18 protein-coding genes are annotated in these 17,450 nt (G+C 37.4%); 9 read left to right on the plus strand and 9 right to left on the minus strand.

The window, feature by feature from the left end; translation table 11 throughout:
• The first annotated feature begins 204 nt into the window (after window positions 1-204).
• The 6 genes from mltF to LW139_RS14145 all read left to right on the plus strand — a co-directional run bounded on the left by mltF (window position 205) and on the right by LW139_RS14145 (window position 8,151).
• A complete protein-coding gene (mltF, locus tag LW139_RS14120) occupies window positions 205-1,677 on the plus strand; it encodes a membrane-bound lytic murein transglycosylase MltF (RefSeq protein ID WP_166540792.1) in 1,473 nt (490 codons plus the stop codon).
• Between the two features lie 809 nt (window positions 1,678-2,486).
• Window positions 2,487-3,035, plus strand: a complete 549-nt coding sequence (locus LW139_RS14125) for a fimbrial protein (protein ID WP_247850098.1) — start codon at window positions 2,487-2,489, stop codon at window positions 3,033-3,035.
• Window positions 3,036-3,225: 190 nt separating this feature from the next.
• Window positions 3,226-5,706, plus strand: a complete 2,481-nt coding sequence (locus tag LW139_RS14130) for a fimbria/pilus outer membrane usher protein (RefSeq protein ID WP_166540794.1) — start codon at window positions 3,226-3,228, stop codon at window positions 5,704-5,706.
• Between the two features lie 36 nt (window positions 5,707-5,742).
• Entirely contained in the window at window positions 5,743-6,507 is a 765-nt protein-coding gene (locus LW139_RS14135) for a fimbrial biogenesis chaperone (protein ID WP_166540795.1), read from the plus strand.
• A gap of 25 nt (window positions 6,508-6,532) precedes the next feature.
• Window positions 6,533-7,603, plus strand: a complete 1,071-nt coding sequence (locus LW139_RS14140) for a fimbrial protein (RefSeq protein WP_109407338.1) — start codon at window positions 6,533-6,535, stop codon at window positions 7,601-7,603.
• A complete protein-coding gene (locus LW139_RS14145; RefSeq protein WP_247850099.1) occupies window positions 7,603-8,151 on the plus strand; it encodes a fimbrial protein in 549 nt (182 codons plus the stop codon). Before LW139_RS14140 ends, LW139_RS14145 begins: the two co-directional genes overlap by 1 nt.
• 8 nt (window positions 8,152-8,159) lie before the next feature.
• Here LW139_RS14145 and tadA read toward each other — a convergent pair whose 3' ends face one another.
• Together tadA and LW139_RS14155 are read right to left on the minus strand one after the other, a co-directional pair.
• Window positions 8,160-8,690: a tRNA adenosine(34) deaminase TadA gene (gene tadA, locus LW139_RS14150; RefSeq protein ID WP_109407340.1), complete on the minus strand. Its 531-nt coding sequence runs from the start codon at window positions 8,688-8,690 to the stop codon at window positions 8,160-8,162.
• Between the two features lie 107 nt (window positions 8,691-8,797).
• Window positions 8,798-9,433: a LysE family translocator gene (locus LW139_RS14155; RefSeq protein ID WP_166540797.1), complete on the minus strand. Its 636-nt coding sequence runs from the start codon at window positions 9,431-9,433 to the stop codon at window positions 8,798-8,800.
• A 173-nt stretch (window positions 9,434-9,606) separates the two neighbouring features.
• Between LW139_RS14155 and LW139_RS14160 the strand changes: the two genes are divergently transcribed.
• From LW139_RS14160 to LW139_RS14170, 3 genes are all read left to right on the plus strand, one after another.
• Entirely contained in the window at window positions 9,607-9,915 is a 309-nt protein-coding gene (locus LW139_RS14160) for a type II toxin-antitoxin system RelE/ParE family toxin (protein ID WP_247851220.1), read from the plus strand.
• An 11-nt stretch (window positions 9,916-9,926) separates the two neighbouring features.
• On the plus strand, window positions 9,927-10,235 hold the full coding sequence (locus LW139_RS14165) for an addiction module antidote protein (protein WP_166540798.1): 309 nt from the start codon (window positions 9,927-9,929) through the stop codon (window positions 10,233-10,235).
• A 246-nt stretch (window positions 10,236-10,481) separates the two neighbouring features.
• Window positions 10,482-10,742, plus strand: coding sequence for a YfhL family 4Fe-4S dicluster ferredoxin (locus tag LW139_RS14170; RefSeq protein WP_072068718.1), 261 nt, complete (start codon window positions 10,482-10,484; stop codon window positions 10,740-10,742).
• Window positions 10,743-10,783: 41 nt separating this feature from the next.
• Here the strand turns inward: LW139_RS14170 and acpS are convergent, their stop codons facing one another.
• From acpS to lepA, 7 genes are all read right to left on the minus strand, one after another.
• On the minus strand, window positions 10,784-11,164 hold the full coding sequence (acpS, locus tag LW139_RS14175; protein ID WP_247850100.1) for a holo-ACP synthase: 381 nt from the start codon (window positions 11,162-11,164) through the stop codon (window positions 10,784-10,786).
• Complete coding sequence (gene pdxJ / locus LW139_RS14180; protein WP_109407343.1) at window positions 11,164-11,895, minus strand: pyridoxine 5'-phosphate synthase; 732 nt, start codon at window positions 11,893-11,895, stop codon at window positions 11,164-11,166. Before pdxJ ends, acpS begins: the two co-directional genes overlap by 1 nt.
• Before the next feature lie 69 nt (window positions 11,896-11,964).
• Window positions 11,965-12,705, minus strand: coding sequence for a DNA repair protein RecO (recO, locus tag LW139_RS14185; protein ID WP_088495032.1), 741 nt, complete (start codon window positions 12,703-12,705; stop codon window positions 11,965-11,967).
• A gap of 9 nt (window positions 12,706-12,714) precedes the next feature.
• Window positions 12,715-13,623 (minus strand): GTPase Era, encoded by a 909-nt coding sequence (gene era / locus LW139_RS14190; protein ID WP_036935334.1) that lies wholly within the window; start codon window positions 13,621-13,623, stop codon window positions 12,715-12,717.
• A complete protein-coding gene (gene rnc, locus LW139_RS14195) occupies window positions 13,620-14,300 on the minus strand; it encodes a ribonuclease III (RefSeq protein WP_166540799.1) in 681 nt (226 codons plus the stop codon). The genes era and rnc overlap by 4 nt, the downstream gene beginning before the upstream one ends.
• Before the next feature lie 195 nt (window positions 14,301-14,495).
• Complete coding sequence (gene lepB, locus LW139_RS14200; protein WP_166540800.1) at window positions 14,496-15,467, minus strand: signal peptidase I; 972 nt, start codon at window positions 15,465-15,467, stop codon at window positions 14,496-14,498.
• Between the two features lie 14 nt (window positions 15,468-15,481).
• Window positions 15,482-17,278 (minus strand): translation elongation factor 4, encoded by a 1,797-nt coding sequence (gene lepA / locus LW139_RS14205; RefSeq protein WP_166540801.1) that lies wholly within the window; start codon window positions 17,276-17,278, stop codon window positions 15,482-15,484.
• Window positions 17,279-17,450 lie beyond the last annotated feature (172 nt).

Below are 17,450 nucleotides of genomic sequence, written 5' to 3' on the forward strand. Positions count from 1 at the left end.
GTATAATAGAATAACCGCTCAGACGAAACCGTTTGCGTGAACAAAATAACGGCATTTGACTTAGTGTGTTTTAATGATTAATTGGTGTAATCAAGTTGCGTATTACCAATATGTTAAGCAAAATGCTCGATTACTGGAAATTTATCCATGTTAAGATAACGACTTTACACACAACAACAAACAACGTTAACGAGAAATAACCTATTGAATAATATAAGGATAAACTATTTCGTTATCGTTATCATAGCGCTCTTTTCAGCGGCAATTATTGCGTTGAATATTACTTGGCCCGATAGGCAAAAAGCGCAGATAAATAAGATTTTATCTCGTGGTGAGTTAAGAATTAGTACGATGCCGTCACCATTGATAACGATGAACGATAAAAAGGACCCCGTAGGTTTCGATTATGAATTAGTGAAACGCTTTGCTGATTATCTGGGCGTGAAGCTTGTCGTTAATATGCGGACAAATATCAACCAAATGTTTGATGATCTGGAGAACAATAAAGCAGACTTTATCGCAGCTGGATTACTTTACAACAAAGAGAGATTAGATACGACACGTAGTGGACCTGCTTACTTTTCAGTGTCTCAGCAATTAATTTACCGTAAAGGAACATTAAGGCCACGTAGCTTTGATGCTTTAGATGGACGCCTTGTCGTCACAGCAGGATCAGCCCATGCAAGCTTATTGCGTACACTAAAAGAAACGCAATACCCTGAGCTTGAGTGGGAAGAATCAGACAATCAAACAACCTCTCAACTACTTGAAGCGCTATCAGAAGGTAAAATTACCTATGTTTTAGCCGACTCAATCAGTGTTGCGGTACAACAACGTATTCACCCTAATGTTGCCGTAGGATTTGAAGTCACTGAAAGTCGTCCTCTGACATGGTATTTACCTGATAGTGAAGATAATAGTTTGTATGCCGCTATGCTAGATTACTTTAACCAATTATCTCAAGAAGATGTATTAGCACGATTAGAAGAAAAGTATTTTGGTCATGTAGGTTCATTTGATTACTTCGACACTATCTCTTTTATTACTGCAATTGATTCCATTTTGCCAAACTATCAACCTCTTTTTGAGAAATATGCGGATACCTTTGATTGGCGATTATTAGCAGCAATGGCATGGCAAGAATCACATTGGGATCCTCATGCAACGTCACCAACAGGCGTTAGGGGGCTTATGATGCTAACACGCCCTACAGCATCAAGTATGGGAGTCACTGATAGGCTTGATCCTGAAGAAAGTATTCGTGGTGGTGCTCAATATCTTAAACATCTTCTTTCTCGTTTACCTGAGTCTATCCCTGAAGATGAGAAAATTTGGTTTGCATTAGCCGCCTACAACATGGGCTTTGGTCATATGCTTGACGCCAGAAGGCTGACCGAACAACAAGGCGCAGATCCTGACAGTTGGTTAGATGTGAAATCAAGATTACCGCTACTTAGTCAGAAAAAATATTATGTTGACCTCCCTTATGGCTACGCAAGAGGACATGAAGCTTATCGCTACGTTGAGAATATTCGTCGATATCAACTGAGCCTTGTAGGCTATCTCCAAGCTAAAGAGAGTAAAAACAAGATCCTATCTAAAGACAAAGAAAGCACTGAAGGTGCGGATCAAGAGACATCATCATTAACATTAACGCAAGAATCATCTCGTTATTAATGATGTACTACATACCGTTCAGCCTCTTTTATAGAGGCTTATTCTAGGCTTAACACATTTACCCTGCCATTCCTGATATCCCATAGCAGATTTTCCCTCTCAATATCTCCTTAATATTTTCTTAATATTAAAAATTGTTACATTTTCCCCTACCTTTATTTAACCAAAGTTGGAAAAAAATCGTGTTAATGAATGGTAACACTCATTAGTTAAATCACTCACTCGATGAGTAAAATGTATCAAAAATAGCCCAACAAGTCTTTTTTTGACTATCAGAATAGGTGAAATATAAGAAAAAATTAACTTAAATACGTAGGAATTATCTCATTAGTTATTGTTCATTTTATGATTATTCTTTTTGGAAAACTTTTTTTTCGATAAAAATTAACCTAATATCTATGTTATTAACATATAACCCTTTGAATTGTATGCATTATGATAATCTATAATTGATTTTATTAATTTTCTTAAAGTAATGTTAATAATATCAATTTCTATAAAGTTAAAACAATGTTAATTATATTGTCTATTAAATTTATCTGCCTGATAAACTTTTTTACCCATAAATTGAGTAATAAAAAGAATAAATCTATATAAAATTCTATTAATGTGGAATAGGCCAGATTAAATCTGAAATTTGCGGAAACTGACAAAACGTTATATCAAATAGAATGCCTTTGTTGATATCATATAAACCAGTCATTATTCGAAACAACTCGAAATATAATGCAAATCAATTTTTATATTCCGACATTAATATTATTTTTTCATAAATAATAATACGCACGATCTTCAAGGGATTATCTATAATGAAACTGAGTAAAATTGCTTTAGCTGCTGCTTTAGTATTTGGTATTAATTCTGTTGCAACTGCTGAAACTTCTACACCAAAAGTTGGCGCAACTAAAGGCGAAATTCAATTAAAAGGTGAAATTGTTAATTCAGCTTGTGGATTAGCAGCTTCTTCAAGTCCAGTTATTGTTGATTTCAGCGAAATCCCAACATCTGCATTAGCAAATATGCAAAAAGCGGGTAACGTTAAAAAAGATATCGAATTACAAGACTGTGATACTACCGTAGCAAAAACAGCAACTGTTAGCTATACACCAAGCGTTGTTAATGCAACAAACAAAGATTTAGCATCTTTCGTTTCTGGCTCAGCTTCTGGTGCGGGTATCGGTTTAATGGATGCTGGTAGCAAATCAGTTAAATGGAATACAGCAACAACGCCAGTACAATTAGTTAATGGTGTTTCAAAAATTCCATTCGTTGCTTACGTTCAAGCTGAATCAGCAGACGCAACTGTAACTCCGGGTGAATTCCAAGCCGTTATCAACTTCCAAGTTGATTATCAGTAATCGTTTTATTTATTTAAATTAATTAAATAATAAATTAATTACTGCATTAACGCAGGGGATTTCCTCTGCGTTAAATTTGATAAAACACTTCAATTTAATAAAAAATAAAAATAAAAATAAAAAGTAATTAAATAAATATTCATTATTTAATTAATTAGTTTCTATTTAATTAATAATTAGGCGTTTATTCATGTTAATTTCTTATTTTCACAGCACAATATGGAAAAACATTTGTGCCATTTTGCTATTGTGCTTAGCGTTTTTCGCTCAAGCCGAGCAAGATGATTCTGTGGAATTTAACATTCACATGTTAGATGCTGAAGATAGAGATAATGTCGATCTGTCTCGCTTTGCAACTTCTAATTACATTATTCCTGGTATGTACTATTTGGATATCCGTATAAATGGACGTGATTTCCCTCGCCAAAACATTAATTATGTTGAAGTAAAACCTAATTATTCTGTTGCTTGTATTGACCCTTCTCTTCTAAAAAAATTAACCATTAACGAAGAAAATCAAAAATTTATCGAAGAAATTTCCCCTGATTGCTTCAATATCAATCAATTACCTGGTATCTCCATCAAAAATGATGGCGGTATTCTTGATATTGTTATTCCTCGTTCATTAATGAAATACGAAGATGCAGACTGGACTCCTCCCGAATTATGGGACCCAGGTGTATCAGGGGTGTTACTTGACTATACCTTAACAGGAACATCAACACGTCCTAATAAAGGTAACAATAACAACTCGCTGACAGGCTATGGGCAAGCGGGTATTAACTTTGGTGAATGGCGTTTACGCGCTGAATACCAAGGAAATTATTCATCTGAATACTCATCAAACAATAGCTTTGATTGGAATCAGATCTACGCCTACAAACCACTGCCCACTCAAGCAGCTAAATTAACGTTAGGTGAAACGTATTTAAATTCCCAAGTTTTTGATAGTTTTCGTTTTACTGGCGCCAATATCCAAAGTGATGAAAGAATGTTGCCACCATCTTTGCAAGGTTATGCACCAGAAATTCATGGTATTGCAAATACTAATGCTAAAGTTACCGTCACTCAAAATGGTCGCTTAATTTATGAAACCACTGTTCCTGCTGGCCCTTTTGTTATTAAACATTTACAAGATACGGTACAAGGTCAATTAGATGTTCGAGTGGAAGAACAAAACGGCAAAGTAAACGAATTTCAAGTGCAAACAGCTAATTTACCGTATATGACACGCCCTGGTTCAGTGCGTTATAACACATCAATCGGTCAGCCATCACTCAACAACCATAAAATGCAAGGCCCTATTTTTTATCAAGGTGATTTTTCATGGGGAATGAATAACACATGGTCACTGTATGGTGGTGTTTTATTAACAGCTAAAGATTACAATGCGTGGTCATTAGGTTTAGGTCACGATATGGGGCGCCTAGGTACGCTTTCTGGTGATGTAACTCAATCTTATAGCCAAACCTATGATAATGAAAATATCAACGGAATGTCATTCAAACTGAACTATGCGAAAACATTCGATGAATACCATAGTACAATTACTTTTGCAGGCTATCGTTTTTCAGAGAAAACATTCCGTTCTTTTTCTCAATATATTGATGAGCGTTACAACGCTATCAATAACAATGGTTATGAAAAAGAGATGTATACCATTACTGGTAACAAAACTTTCTGGGCTGATGATACTGAAAAATCAACAACACTTTATCTTTCTTATCGTCATCAAAATTATTGGGATAAAAATACACAAGAACAATATGGTGTAACGGTAAGCCGTAACTTTTCGATTATGGGTATAGAGCAGATTAACACTAACTTGTCTGCATTCCGTACTCAGCATAAAGGAAATACTGATGACAGTATTTCTTTCAATATTTCAGTTCCATTAGGTAGTGGCAAAAATATAGGTTATAGCCTGCAAGACAGTAACGGAAAAGTGAACCAAATGGCCTCTTATTCCGATAACAGCAATTATAATAATTTGTGGCGTGTCCGTGCGGGGTTAAGTTCAGACCATAAAGCCAATACTGATGGTTATTATCAACACCGTTCGCAATATGCTGAAATTAACGCTAATGCAAGCTATCAACAAGATAATTATGTTGCTGTAGGTGCGACAGTAAAAGGCGGATTTACAGCTACTCGTCATGGAGCTGCATTACATAGTAGCAGCATGACATCCAGTACAGCTCGAATGATGGTTGATACAGATGGCGTCCCAGGTGTGCCGTTTAATAACCAAAGTACGACAACAAATCTATTTGGTATTGGGGTAATTACTGACTTAACCAGCTATAACAACGTTGATGCGCGTATTGATGTTGATAAAATGGATTCAAATATTGAAACACATAAAGCCATCACCTCCACAACATTAACTGAAGGGGCTATTGGTTACTACACATTCCCAGTGCGTCAAGGTGAACGTCTAATGGCTATCTTACAAACAGCTGATCAAAAATATCCGCCGTTTGGTGCTGACGTCACTAATAAAGATGGTGAAAATATGGGAATGGTGATGGAAGAAGGCCTAGTTTATATTGCGGGTGTTAACCTCAATGAATCATTAAACGTGATCTGGGGTGGTAAAACCCAATGTACGATTACGATCCCGGCAACCATTAACGATCCACTAAAACGTGAATTGTTATTATGTCAGTGATTTTAATGAACAAAATGAATTACTAGAGATAAATGTATGAACTCATTCAACACACTTAAAACACTTTTTTGCGGTTCACTACTTGCATTAAGCATGGTGAATACAACACAAGCTGGTGTGTCATTAGATAGAACACGGATCGTGTTAACTGGTAGTGAAAATTCAGCCAGCGTAAATTTAAAAAATACTAGCCCTGATATTCCATTTTTGGCTCAATCATGGGTTGAAAATGAACATGGGCAAAAAATTGCCTCTCCTTTAGTGGCGCTTCCTCCTTTACAACGTCTTGATGGTGACCAAAAAGGGGTTGTAAGAATAACTAAAACTGCAGAGATTGGGCTTTTGCCACAAGATAGAGAATCATTGTTTTATTTAAACGTTCGTGAAATTCCACCAGCACCAAAACAAGCGAATGTGTTGCAAATGGCAATGCAGTCACGAATCAAATTATTCTATCGACCTACGGCTATTATTCCTGAAAAACCGGGCATGGTTTGGCAAGATCAGTTGGTATTTAAGAAACAAAATAATCAATTTATCGCAGAAAATCCAACACCTTACTACATCACTATTATTGGTCTTTCGAATAAATTAAATGGTGAAGATAGCGATAAGTTAACCACTTTCCCTGGTTTAATGGTTGCACCTAAATCATCACTGGAAATTCCAGTTAAAACCAATGGCGTCAATCAATTTTATATGATGTATGTAAATGATTATGGTGGACATCCTGAATTGAAATTTGTTTGCCAACAAAACAGCTGCAAAGTGGCACCGAAAGAACAACAACCAAAATATTAATCAACTTGACGCCGGTAGGAATAAAATGAAACCAACAACAGCAAATTTTTATTTCAATACGCTAAAATTATTTTTTACTGGCGCAATATTATGTACTCCGATTGTGGCATCTGCTTATATTCATGGTGAAGTTCGCACTGTCGGAGGACCTAATATTTTTAGAGTTGAGTTAAATAACGCAACATTTCCTAATAACAGACCCGGTGAAACTGCCACAGTAAATTTTTCTTTACCTGATAGATATTTAGCAACGGTTTATTGTCCTAAAGATCCCTTAGTTCCGAATTCTCGCACTTATTATATGGCGAATTCTGATCTACGCTATTTAGGCAATAATTACTATGAACTTAATGAATACGTCGATGTTCAGATCAAGTTTTCTATTTGGGGCCCAGAAACACTTCCTACAGTTCCTTTTATTGAAAAGCCGAACAATCGAAATGGGCAACAAGGTTGTCGCGTTCCTGAATCACCAAAACCCAACATGTCATCCGGAAGTAGCGGTGTATTAGTATTTCGTCTGAAAAAACCGATTATTAATGGGGTTTCATTAACAGGGCAAGCTGTAGCGCAAATGTATGCCCGTGTAGGTAATGGCTTATATCAAGAGTATGGCCCTGAACCAATTTCAAAATTAGTGATTAGTTCAGGGATCTTAACCACTGAAGATAGATGCATATTTAATAATGGCTCTCCAATTACCTTTGATTTTGGCAATGTTGGTAATACTTCTGACTATTTAAATGGCCAAAACTATAAAATCACACGCAATATTCCAATAAAATGTGAAGGTGGTAGTTTTACTAACCCTAACAGTCGAATTATGTTTAAAATTCAAACAGGAAGCTCAGGTGTTGCCAGCTTTAATCCTAATTATCTTGGTACAACAGGACCTGTAGATAGAACAAATTTAGGTATTGTTTTAAGAGATAAATCAGGAACGATTGTGCCACCTAATAAATATTTTTCTGTCGGGAAGCTGAATAATTTTAAAGGTAATTGGGAAGTCACTGCTGCTCCGATTGCAAAGGCAGGGAGCAAAATCACAGAAGGTGAGTTTTCAGCACATGCCACATTAGTTGCGGAGTTTATGTAATGGAAAATCCAATAATAAAATCTGCTATTTTTCTTTTATTGTTACTATCACCTTCTACCTTTGCTGCGACAGAGCTGATTGGTGGTGATATGGAGTTTAAAGGCGTTGTGGTTACACATGGTTGTACCATAGTTGCTGGTGATGAAAATAAGGTAATCGATTTTAAGCAGATATCCGCCAAAGATCTCTATACCTTTCAAAAAAGTGAACCCGTTGCTTTTAGTATTAGTTTAGAAAATTGCAGCCAAGATATTTATAAAAGTGTCACAATTACACTTGATGGGAAAGAGCATCCAACTATGTCGAATCATCTTGCCGTTGTTGGTACAGGATCTGAAGATCCTAAAAGTATCGGGATTGTATTTACTGATGTGCAACGCAATGTTATTCAATTAAAAAAGCCGAGCACAACTCGACTTCTTAATAATAAACGTATTCAGTTTAATTTTATGACGTATGTTGAGGCATCACCCTCTGCACTGAAAAATCAAACATTGCTAACAGGCCCTTTCCAAGCACAAGCAACCTATACCCTTAATTATCAGTAAACAGATATTTATTCTTTTGTAGCTTGTTCTGTATTGACTAAAACAGGGCTATTCTTTTGCTTTTTAAGTTGTTTCTTTTCAGCCCTTCTCATCTTAAAAAATTGGCTTAAAAGCTGTGAACACTCTTCACCTAATACACCTGACGTTATCTCAACTTTATGGTTCATTCCCGGATGCTGTAAGATATCAATAAATGAGCCAGCAGCACCTGTTTTTAGATCGGATGCACCATAAACCACGCGTTTTACACGGCTATGTACAATCGCTCCAGCACACATCACACAAGGCTCGAGAGTAATATAGAGAGTAGCATCAAGGAGACGATAATTTTGTAAATGCTTTCCCCCTTTGCGTAACGCCATAATCTCTGCGTGTGCCGTGGGATCGTTATCAATAATTGAATGATTCCATCCTTTAGCAATGATTTTATTATCAACGACTAATACAGCGCCCACCGGTATTTCACCGATTTCTTGTGCTTTTTGCGCTTGCTCAATCGCTTTATGCATCCAATAAATATCATCTTTAACTTTATTCACAAGGATATCTCTTCATTATCATATAGCGGGATATTGTACCCTGTTTTCTATTGATAACTAAAGAGATTGTCTTGAATTGTTTATGACAAAGATAGCAAGATAAAACTTTAGTTTACGCGCGCTTCTGTGGCTAATTTTATAGCTAAAGCCCCTAAGATTGTCGCCATAAACCAACGTTGAATTAATGCCCAGCGTGGTCTTTGCATAAAGAATCCAGCGATTGATCCCGCAGCAATAACAATCAAGGCATTCACTGTAATACTAATAATAATTTGGATACTACCAAGGACTAATGACTGATTTAATACACTACCATTCCCAATAGTTATAAATTGAGGTAGAAGTGAAAGGTACATCAATGCGATTTTAGGATTGAGAAGATTAGTGACAAATCCCATTACAAAAAGCTTTGTCGTATTACCTGAAAGGAGTTTTTTCGGATGAAAGATAGAGCGTCCACCAGGTTTAATCGACTGCCAAGCAATATAAAACAGATAAATAGCACCACAAATTTTTAATGTATCGTAAGCATAAGGTACCGCCATAAAAATAGCCGTAATACCAAATGCAGCTAATAACATATAAAAAATATAGCCAACAGCCACACCGATTAATGAAATAAATCCAGCCTTTTTCCCTTGAGAGATTGAGCGTGAAATCAGGTAAATCATATTAGGGCCTGGTGTTAATACCAAACCCAAGGACAAAAGCGCAAATGTCCACATATTAAACAGTGTTGGCATAATACACCCCTTATTTATTGCATTATTTAACATCAATAACAGAGTGTTAGGTGTGCGGGATACCACAAAAAATACTATTTTTTGTTATTTGTTTTCATTTTTCTATTTAGATAGTTTTGCTTTAAATATATATTACTGATATATTTTAGTAGCTTATAAGCTACATTTTGCCAATAAAAACTATCAAACATTATCTAACAATAGATGGCAAAGACTTATATGCCGACTATTTCAGAAAGATACGTGATCCTGTTGCTAAAGCCAAAATTGCATCGCGAGTAAATAGAATGGCAAGTGAATGTTTTGGCGATCATAAACCTTGTCGTGAAAGCATTTGGGAGCTACGAATTGATCAAGATGTGGATTATCGCGTCTACTATAGTTTAATCAATGGCGAAATTATATTGCTACTTCTAGCAGGAGATAAACGAACTCAGGATGCTGACATCAATAAAGCCATCCTATGTCTGAAGATTATTTAAAGAGGTAGATTATGCCAAAATCTCGTTTACACAATGACGCAATGATTGAGCTTTTGCGTGAAGATCCTAGTTTTGCAAAAGTATATTTACACCAAGCTTTTCTTGATATTGATGAAGATGGTGGGCAAGAAGCTTTTCTTATGGCATTACGCCATGTCGTAGAAGCTCGGGGCGGTATGGCAAAAATTGCCAAAAAAGCAGGAGTATCTCGAGAAACGCTTTATCGAACATTATCACCAACAGGAAACCCAACATTAAAAACATTACGTAATGTTATTAGTGCAACTGGCTTTCATTTCTCTTCATTAGCAAATATTTAATCTTTTATTTATACATTCTAATAAAGCATTTGAGCGATGCTACTTTAGGAAACTCACTATAAATGGTAACCTTACTCCCCCCTATACTTATAGTGCCTATTAAGCAAAAAGATTGGGGTAATATTCCTATTTGAATGATAAAACACTACTTTATCGGATATAGCGACACAAAACTGATAGATGGTAACATATAAGTGCAAGATATAAGTTACTGAAATTTAATAATTTATATATTAAGTGACTGATATGGCTTTACTAATTACGAAGAAATGTATCAACTGCGATATGTGTGAACCAGAGTGTCCAAATGATGCTATTTCAATGGGGGATGATATTTATGAAATTAATCCTGATCTTTGCACTGAATGTGTAGGACATTACGATAAACCAACTTGCCAATCGGTTTGTCCGATTACTAACACGATCATCATTGATCCTACTCATACTGAATCTCAAGATGAGTTATGGGAAAAATTCGTGTTGATCCACCACGCAGATAAGATCTAAACCTTATATCCATGATTTTGTGGGTGATAAATCTAAGAGAGCTATTTTTCTAAAATAACTGTCGCACAAGCATAGCGCTGTTCATCAGCAAGTGTCACGTGAATAGAGTTTATCCCCGCTTTCTCTGCCATTTCTTTTGCAACCGCTAAAAAATGCAATGTGGGTTTACCTAACTCATCATTACGTACTTCAAAATGATTAAAAGCCAATCCTAAACGAATACCTGTTCCTAATGCTTTTGCAGCGGCCTCTTTTACTGCAAACCGCTTAGCTAAAAAACGTATTGGCTGTTTATGGGATTGGTAAATTTCCCATTCTGCATTAGTGAGAATGCGACGAGCAAGGCGTTCACCAGTACGCCCTATAATTTCTTCGATACGCGATATTTCAACAATATCCATACCTAAACCAACAATAGCCATTAGCGGCGCGCTTCTCGCATTAAACGTTTCATTTCTTCAACTGCTGGCGCTAAACCACTAAATACGGCTCTACCAATAATGGCATGACCTATATTCAGTTCATACAATTCAGGTAAGGCAGCAATACGTTGTACGTTGTGATAATGCAAACCATGCCCTGCATTTACTTTTAAGCCTTTAGAGGCGGCATAAGTCACTGCATCACGAATACGTACAAATTCTTTTTCTTGAGCCATTTCATCTTCAGCGTCAGCATAAGCGCCAGTGTGGATCTCAATAAAAGGTGCGCCAACACGATCCGCCGCGTTAATTTGTTCATGGTCAGGGTCAATAAACAGAGAAACTTTAATACCCGCCAAAGATAAGCGTTTAATGGCATCAGCTATCTTTTCTTCATTAGCAACAACATCTAAACCACCTTCTGTTGTTACTTCTTGGCGTTTTTCAGGCACTAAACAACAAAAATCAGGTTGTGTTTGGCACGCGATCTCGATCATTTCTTCAGTGACAGCCATTTCCAGATTTAATCTTGTCTGAACTGTTTGGCTTATCAGCATTAAGTCACGATCAGTGATATGACGTCTATCTTCACGTAAATGAATAGTGATACCATCAGCGCCCGCTTGTTCTGCAACAAAAGCCGCTTGAACAGGATCGGGATACGTTGTGCCACGGGCATTACGAAGGGTGGCGATATGGTCAATATTAACGCCAAGTAGAATATCAGACATGCTCTTCTCCTGAAAAATAACGTTGCATTACCTTAGTTTACACATTCCATAGAGAAGAAAAAGACAATATTACTGTTCTACCATCAATGCTCTTTTCTTTGGGGCTTTTTTAATGGCAAATTGTCTAAAAAGTTCTCTACTTTTTAATGGTTTTCCACCTAAATAAGGCTTTAATGCCATTCTAGTAAACCTTTTTGCCGCTTTTAATGTTTCAACAGTAGGAAATTCGCGACTGGCTAAGGATTTTAATTCAAATCCAGTAAAACTATTATGATCAACCACTAAACTCGCAATAAAACCTTTTTCTTCTCGATAACGATAAGTCATCGAATCTGAAACAGGCTCTCCACTTCCTGCGCAATGCAAAAAATCCAGTCCATAACCAAGTTGGGTTAATAGCGCCAGTTCAAAGCGTCTTAAGGCTGCTTCTGGTGTAGTGTCGCTAGCTGCAAGAATTTGTAAGCAAGAAAGATATTCAAAAAAAAGCACACTGTAAGAAGTGCCATTTTCCAAAACACGAGATAAGAGTTCGTTAAGATACAGGCCACTATAAAGAACAGAGCCTGTCAGCGGTAAAGCTAAAGAGATAGGTTCAGCATCACGAAGGGTTTTAACTTCTCCTCGCCCACTCCAACGAATGAGCAGAGGAGTAAAAGGTTGAAGTGCCCCTTTTAAGGGAGAACGACGGCCTCGCGCACCTTTTGACAATATGCGTACTCGCCCTTCATTTTCAGTGAAAAAATCGAGTAATAAACTCGTTTCACTGTAAGGTCGAGCATGGATAACGAATGCACGTTGCCAGCCATCCACTTCAGTTACCTACTTTAAATCGTCCACATAGCCAAGGCTACGTAAGGCACGTTCATCATCAGCCCAACCTGCTTTAACCTTCACCCAAAGTTCTAAGTGAACTTTGTTTTCAAATAGGTCTTCCATATCCATACGGGCTTCGGTGCCAATTTTCTTGATTTTTACGCCTTTATTACCAATAACCATTTTTTTCTGGCCTTCACGCTCAACCAGAATTAATCCGTGGATATCGTAACCACCGCGTTCATTAGTCACAAATTGCTCAATTTCGACAGTGACAGAATAAGGTAATTCTTCACCTAAGAAACGCATCAATTTCTCACGAATAATTTCTGACGCCATAAAACGTTGAGAGCGATCAGTAATATAATCTTCTGGGAAATGATGAATAGCTTCAGGCAGACATTTACGAACAATTTTTGCAATTGTATCGATATTCATGTCTTTTTCTGCACTGATTGGCACAACATCAAGAAAATCCATTTGTTGGCTTAAAAAGCCAATATGTGGAAGTAACTTGGTTTTATCAATGACGTTATCCACTTTATTAATTGCTAATAAAACAGGGCAACGCAATGATTTTAATTTGTTCAATACCATTTCGTCGTCAGGCGTCCAGTTGGTGCCTTCAACAACAAAAATCACCAGTTCAACATCACCAATCGAGCTACTTGCTGCGCGATTCATTAGTCTGTTGATAGCTCGCTTTTCTTCAATATGCAAGCCCGGTGTATCAACATAAATCGCTTGGTAAGCACCGTCAGTATCAATACCCATGATACGATGACGCGTTGTTTGCGGTTTACGTGATGTAATAGATACTTTCTGCCCCAATAATTGGTTCAGTAGTGTTGATTTTCCCACATTTGGGCGACCGACTATCGCAATAAATCCGCAATAGGTTTGTTCTTCGCTCATTCAAGCTCCAGTTGTATTAATGCCTGTTCAGCAGCGGCTTGTTCAGCTTTTCGACGGCTTGTACCCATCCCTTTGACTGGTTGATCGATACCGCTTATCTGACAATGGATCGTAAACTCTTGGTCATGGGCTTCACCACGAACCTGTACCACAATATAAGATGGTAGTGGTAGATGGCGCCCTTGCAGATACTCTTGCAGACGAGTTTTAGGATCTTTTTGCTTATCGCCTGGGCTGATTTCAGCCAAACGATTCTCATACCATTTTAAAATAATTTTTTCGATATTTTGAATATCACTATCAAGGAAAATAGCACCAATTAAAGCTTCCACCGTATCCGCTAAAATTGATTCTCGGCGGAAACCGCCACTTTTTAATTCTCCAGGGCCTAAACGCAGACATTCACCTAGTTCAAATTCACGCGCTAATTCAGCAAGTGTATTTCCACGAACAAGCGTTGCTCTCATTCGGCTCATATCCCCTTCATCAACACGAGGGAATTGATGATAGAGCGCGTTAGCAATAACATAGCTTAGAATTGAATCACCTAAAAATTCTAAACGTTCATTGTGTTTACTGCTTGCACTACGATGCGTTAAAGCCTGTAGTAATAATTCATTTTGCGTAAAAGTATAGCCCAGTTTCTTTTGTAACTGGTTTACTAATAAAGTATTCATGTGCGATCAAGTTCCATAACTTAATTTGAAGCACACGCAACAAATCTGTTTAAGACAACGAGAAATTATCGGGTTGGATAACAGAACTGTTGCGTTTGCACTGGCTCCTGTGAATAACAGGAGCCAATCATATTTAAAGAAGTGGCATATTCTACACTGAGATAGAAAGGAATGCTGTAGCTATTTTGTCAATAGTTACTTAATGCCACCGATACGACTGAGACGAACACCTGTAGGCCATTCATTCTCTACTTTTTCAAAGCTCATCCAGATTGTTGTCGCTTTACCGACTAAATTTTTCTCTGGTACAAAGCCCCAGAAACGACTGTCAGAACTTCCATCACGATTATCCCCCATCATAAAATAATGATCTTCAGGAACAATCCAAGTACCAACGGGTAATCCTGGTTGGATAAACTCAGGCATTGTCATATCACCAGGTATTGTCATAATACGGTGAGAGACTTTTCCTATCGTTTCTACGCGTTCTTCTTCACGTAGTTGAGTTGCTGTTGAAATAGGATCTTCAATCGGAATTGATTTCATGCCATTTATACGCTGACCACCCGGTACATTTTGTAACAACAGCGTCCATTCACTTGGATAAGCGGTACCATATGTCACCGAAATCTCATCGTTACAAATCGCTTTATTACAATTTGGGTAGATATGTATTTTTTTCGACATCATATCATAAACAATTTTATCGCCCGGTAATCCAATAACACGTTTAATAAAGTCAGTAGAAGGATCACGAGGATATTTAAAGACAGCAATATCACCTCGTTTTGGCTTTCCTGTATTTATTAACGTTGTTTGTGTTATTGGATCTTTTAATCCATAAGCAAACTTTTCAACCAAGATAAAATCGCCAACCAATAAGGTTGGCATCATGGAGCGAGAAGGTATTTGAAACGGCTCATACACAAATGAACGCAGAACCAAAACAATAATCAATACTGGAAAAAGAGAACCTAAGGTTTCAGCCCAGCTTGGTTTATTAATTGATTTTGCTAACTCTTGCTGATCCTCGGTCCCTTGCGTCATCTCTTGAAGACGCTTTAGTTTTGCTTTTCGGGCTGGCTTGAGCTTAAAGCGCTCAATTCCCCAAAAAACTCCCGTTATTAGCGTTGCCAGCGTTAGGATCAAGGCAAACGTGTTAGCCATGTTTTCTCCTTAAATTATTTATCTTTACCAACATGAAGGATGGCTAAAAACGCTTCTTGTGGTAGCTCTACGTTACCAATTTGCTTCATACGTTTTTTACCATCTTTCTGTTTTTGTAACAGTTTTTTCTTACGGCTAACGTCACCACCATAACATTTGGCTAATACGTTTTTACGTAACTGTTTAACAGTTGAACGAGCAATAATATGGTTACCAATTGCCGCTTGAATAGCGATATCAAACTGTTGACGTGGAATAAATTCTTTCATTTTTTCCACCAATTCACGGCCACGATAAGGTGCATTATCGTTATGTGTAATCAATGCTAATGCATCAACACGATCACTATTTATTAAGACATCAACACGCACCATGTTAGAGCCTTGGAAGCGGATAAAGTTATAGTCTAAAGAGGCATAACCGCGTGATGTGGATTTTAATCGATCAAAGAAATCTAAGACCACTTCAGCCATCGGAATTTCGTAAGTCAATGAGACCTGATTACCATGATAGACCATATTGGTCTGAACACCGCGTTTTTCGATACATAAAGTAATTACATTACCTAAGTATTCTTGCGGTAATAACATATGACATTCAGCAATAGGCTCTCTGATTTCTTCAATATTATTCAGTGGCGGTAATTTAGACGGGCTATCCACTAATACAATATCACCGCTCGTCATTTCAACTTCATAAACTACGGTTGGAGCTGTTGTGATCAGGTCAAGATCATATTCACGTTCTAAACGTTCTTGGATGATCTCCATATGAAGAAGACCCAAGAAACCACAACGGAAACCAAAACCTAACGCGGTTGAGCTTTCTGGCTCATAGAATAATGAAGCATCATTCAGGCTTAATTTACCTAATGCATCACGGAATGATTCATAGTCGTCAGAGCTAATTGGGAATAAACCTGCATAAACCTGTGGCTTCACTTTTTTAAAGCCCGGTAATGGTTTATCTGCTGGTTTTTGGGCTGCTGTTAAAGTATCCCCAACAGGCGCACCTAAAATATCTTTAATACCACAAACAACCCAACCTACTTCGCCACAATTTAATTGTGTTGTATCAATTTGTTTTGGTGTGAAAATACCAATACGGTCAATGTTATAAACTTGACCAGTACTCATCACCTTAATTTTATCACCTTTACTCACTTTACCGTTTTTAACACGGATCAGTGAAACAACACCTAGGTAGTTATCAAACCATGAATCAATGATCAGTGCTTGTAATGGAGCATCGGGATCACCTTCAGGTGCTGGAATTTCTTTAACAAGGCGTTCGATAACTTCTTTAACACCAATACCTGTTTTTGCAGAACAACGAACTGCATCTGTGGCATCAATTCCCACAATGTCTTCAATTTCTTCAGCAACGCGCTCAGGTTCAGCTGCAGGTAAATCTATTTTATTTAAAACTGGAACGACGGTGAGATCCATGTCCATCGCCGTATAGCAGTTTGCTAATGTTTGTGCTTCAACCCCTTGTCCTGCATCAACGACCAATAAGGCGCCTTCACAAGCAGCAAGTGAACGAGATACTTCATAAGAGAAGTCAACGTGTCCTGGGGTATCGATAAAGTTAAGCTGATAAACTTCACCGTCATCTGCGGTGTAATTCAAGGTTACGCTTTGCGCTTTGATTGTAATACCACGTTCACGCTCAAGATCCATAGAATCAAGAACCTGCGCAGCCATTTCACGATCTGATAAGCCACCACAAATTTGAATAATTCGATCTGATAACGTCGATTTACCGTGGTCAATATGTGCGATAATGGAAAAGTTACGTATGTTTTTCATTCTGAAATTATTTTTCTCTATTGCTTTGCTCTATAAATCTGGCTTTGGAGTCATTCATGGACACAAAGCGAAAACTCTATATTGCAGGAGTTATTATTGATGACGCATTCTACACACTAGAGACATTATACTCAAAGAAACGTTCATCAAACACAAACATTTATGCTAAGAC

It is taken from the genome of Proteus vulgaris (assembly GCF_023100685.1).
Classification (GTDB): Bacteria; Pseudomonadota; Gammaproteobacteria; order Enterobacterales; family Enterobacteriaceae; genus Proteus.

What these genes read in the sequence shown, in the direction of transcription:
- LW139_RS14125 (WP_247850098.1), top strand. Translation starts at nt 2,487, where the DNA reads ATGAAACTGAGTAAAATTGCTTTAGCTGCTGCTTTAGTATTTGGTATT.
- LW139_RS14130 (WP_166540794.1), top strand. Translation starts at nt 3,226, where the DNA reads ATGTTAATTTCTTATTTTCACAGCACAATATGGAAAAACATTTGTGCC.
- LW139_RS14135 (WP_166540795.1), top strand. Translation starts at nt 5,743, where the DNA reads ATGAACTCATTCAACACACTTAAAACACTTTTTTGCGGTTCACTACTT.
- LW139_RS14140 (WP_109407338.1), top strand. Translation starts at nt 6,533, where the DNA reads ATGAAACCAACAACAGCAAATTTTTATTTCAATACGCTAAAATTATTT.
- LW139_RS14145 (WP_247850099.1), top strand. Translation starts at nt 7,603, where the DNA reads ATGGAAAATCCAATAATAAAATCTGCTATTTTTCTTTTATTGTTACTA.
- LW139_RS14155 (WP_166540797.1), bottom strand. Translation starts at nt 9,433, where the DNA reads ATGCCAACACTGTTTAATATGTGGACATTTGCGCTTTTGTCCTTGGGT.
- LW139_RS14165 (WP_166540798.1), top strand. Translation starts at nt 9,927, where the DNA reads ATGCCAAAATCTCGTTTACACAATGACGCAATGATTGAGCTTTTGCGT.
- LW139_RS14170 (WP_072068718.1), top strand. Translation starts at nt 10,482, where the DNA reads ATGGCTTTACTAATTACGAAGAAATGTATCAACTGCGATATGTGTGAA.
- acpS (WP_247850100.1), bottom strand. Translation starts at nt 11,164, where the DNA reads ATGGCTATTGTTGGTTTAGGTATGGATATTGTTGAAATATCGCGTATC.
- pdxJ (WP_109407343.1), bottom strand. Translation starts at nt 11,895, where the DNA reads ATGTCTGATATTCTACTTGGCGTTAATATTGACCATATCGCCACCCTT.
- era (WP_036935334.1), bottom strand. Translation starts at nt 13,623, where the DNA reads ATGAGCGAAGAACAAACCTATTGCGGATTTATTGCGATAGTCGGTCGC.
- rnc (WP_166540799.1), bottom strand. Translation starts at nt 14,300, where the DNA reads ATGAATACTTTATTAGTAAACCAGTTACAAAAGAAACTGGGCTATACT.
- lepB (WP_166540800.1), bottom strand. Translation starts at nt 15,467, where the DNA reads ATGGCTAACACGTTTGCCTTGATCCTAACGCTGGCAACGCTAATAACG.
- lepA (WP_166540801.1), bottom strand. Translation starts at nt 17,278, where the DNA reads ATGAAAAACATACGTAACTTTTCCATTATCGCACATATTGACCACGGT.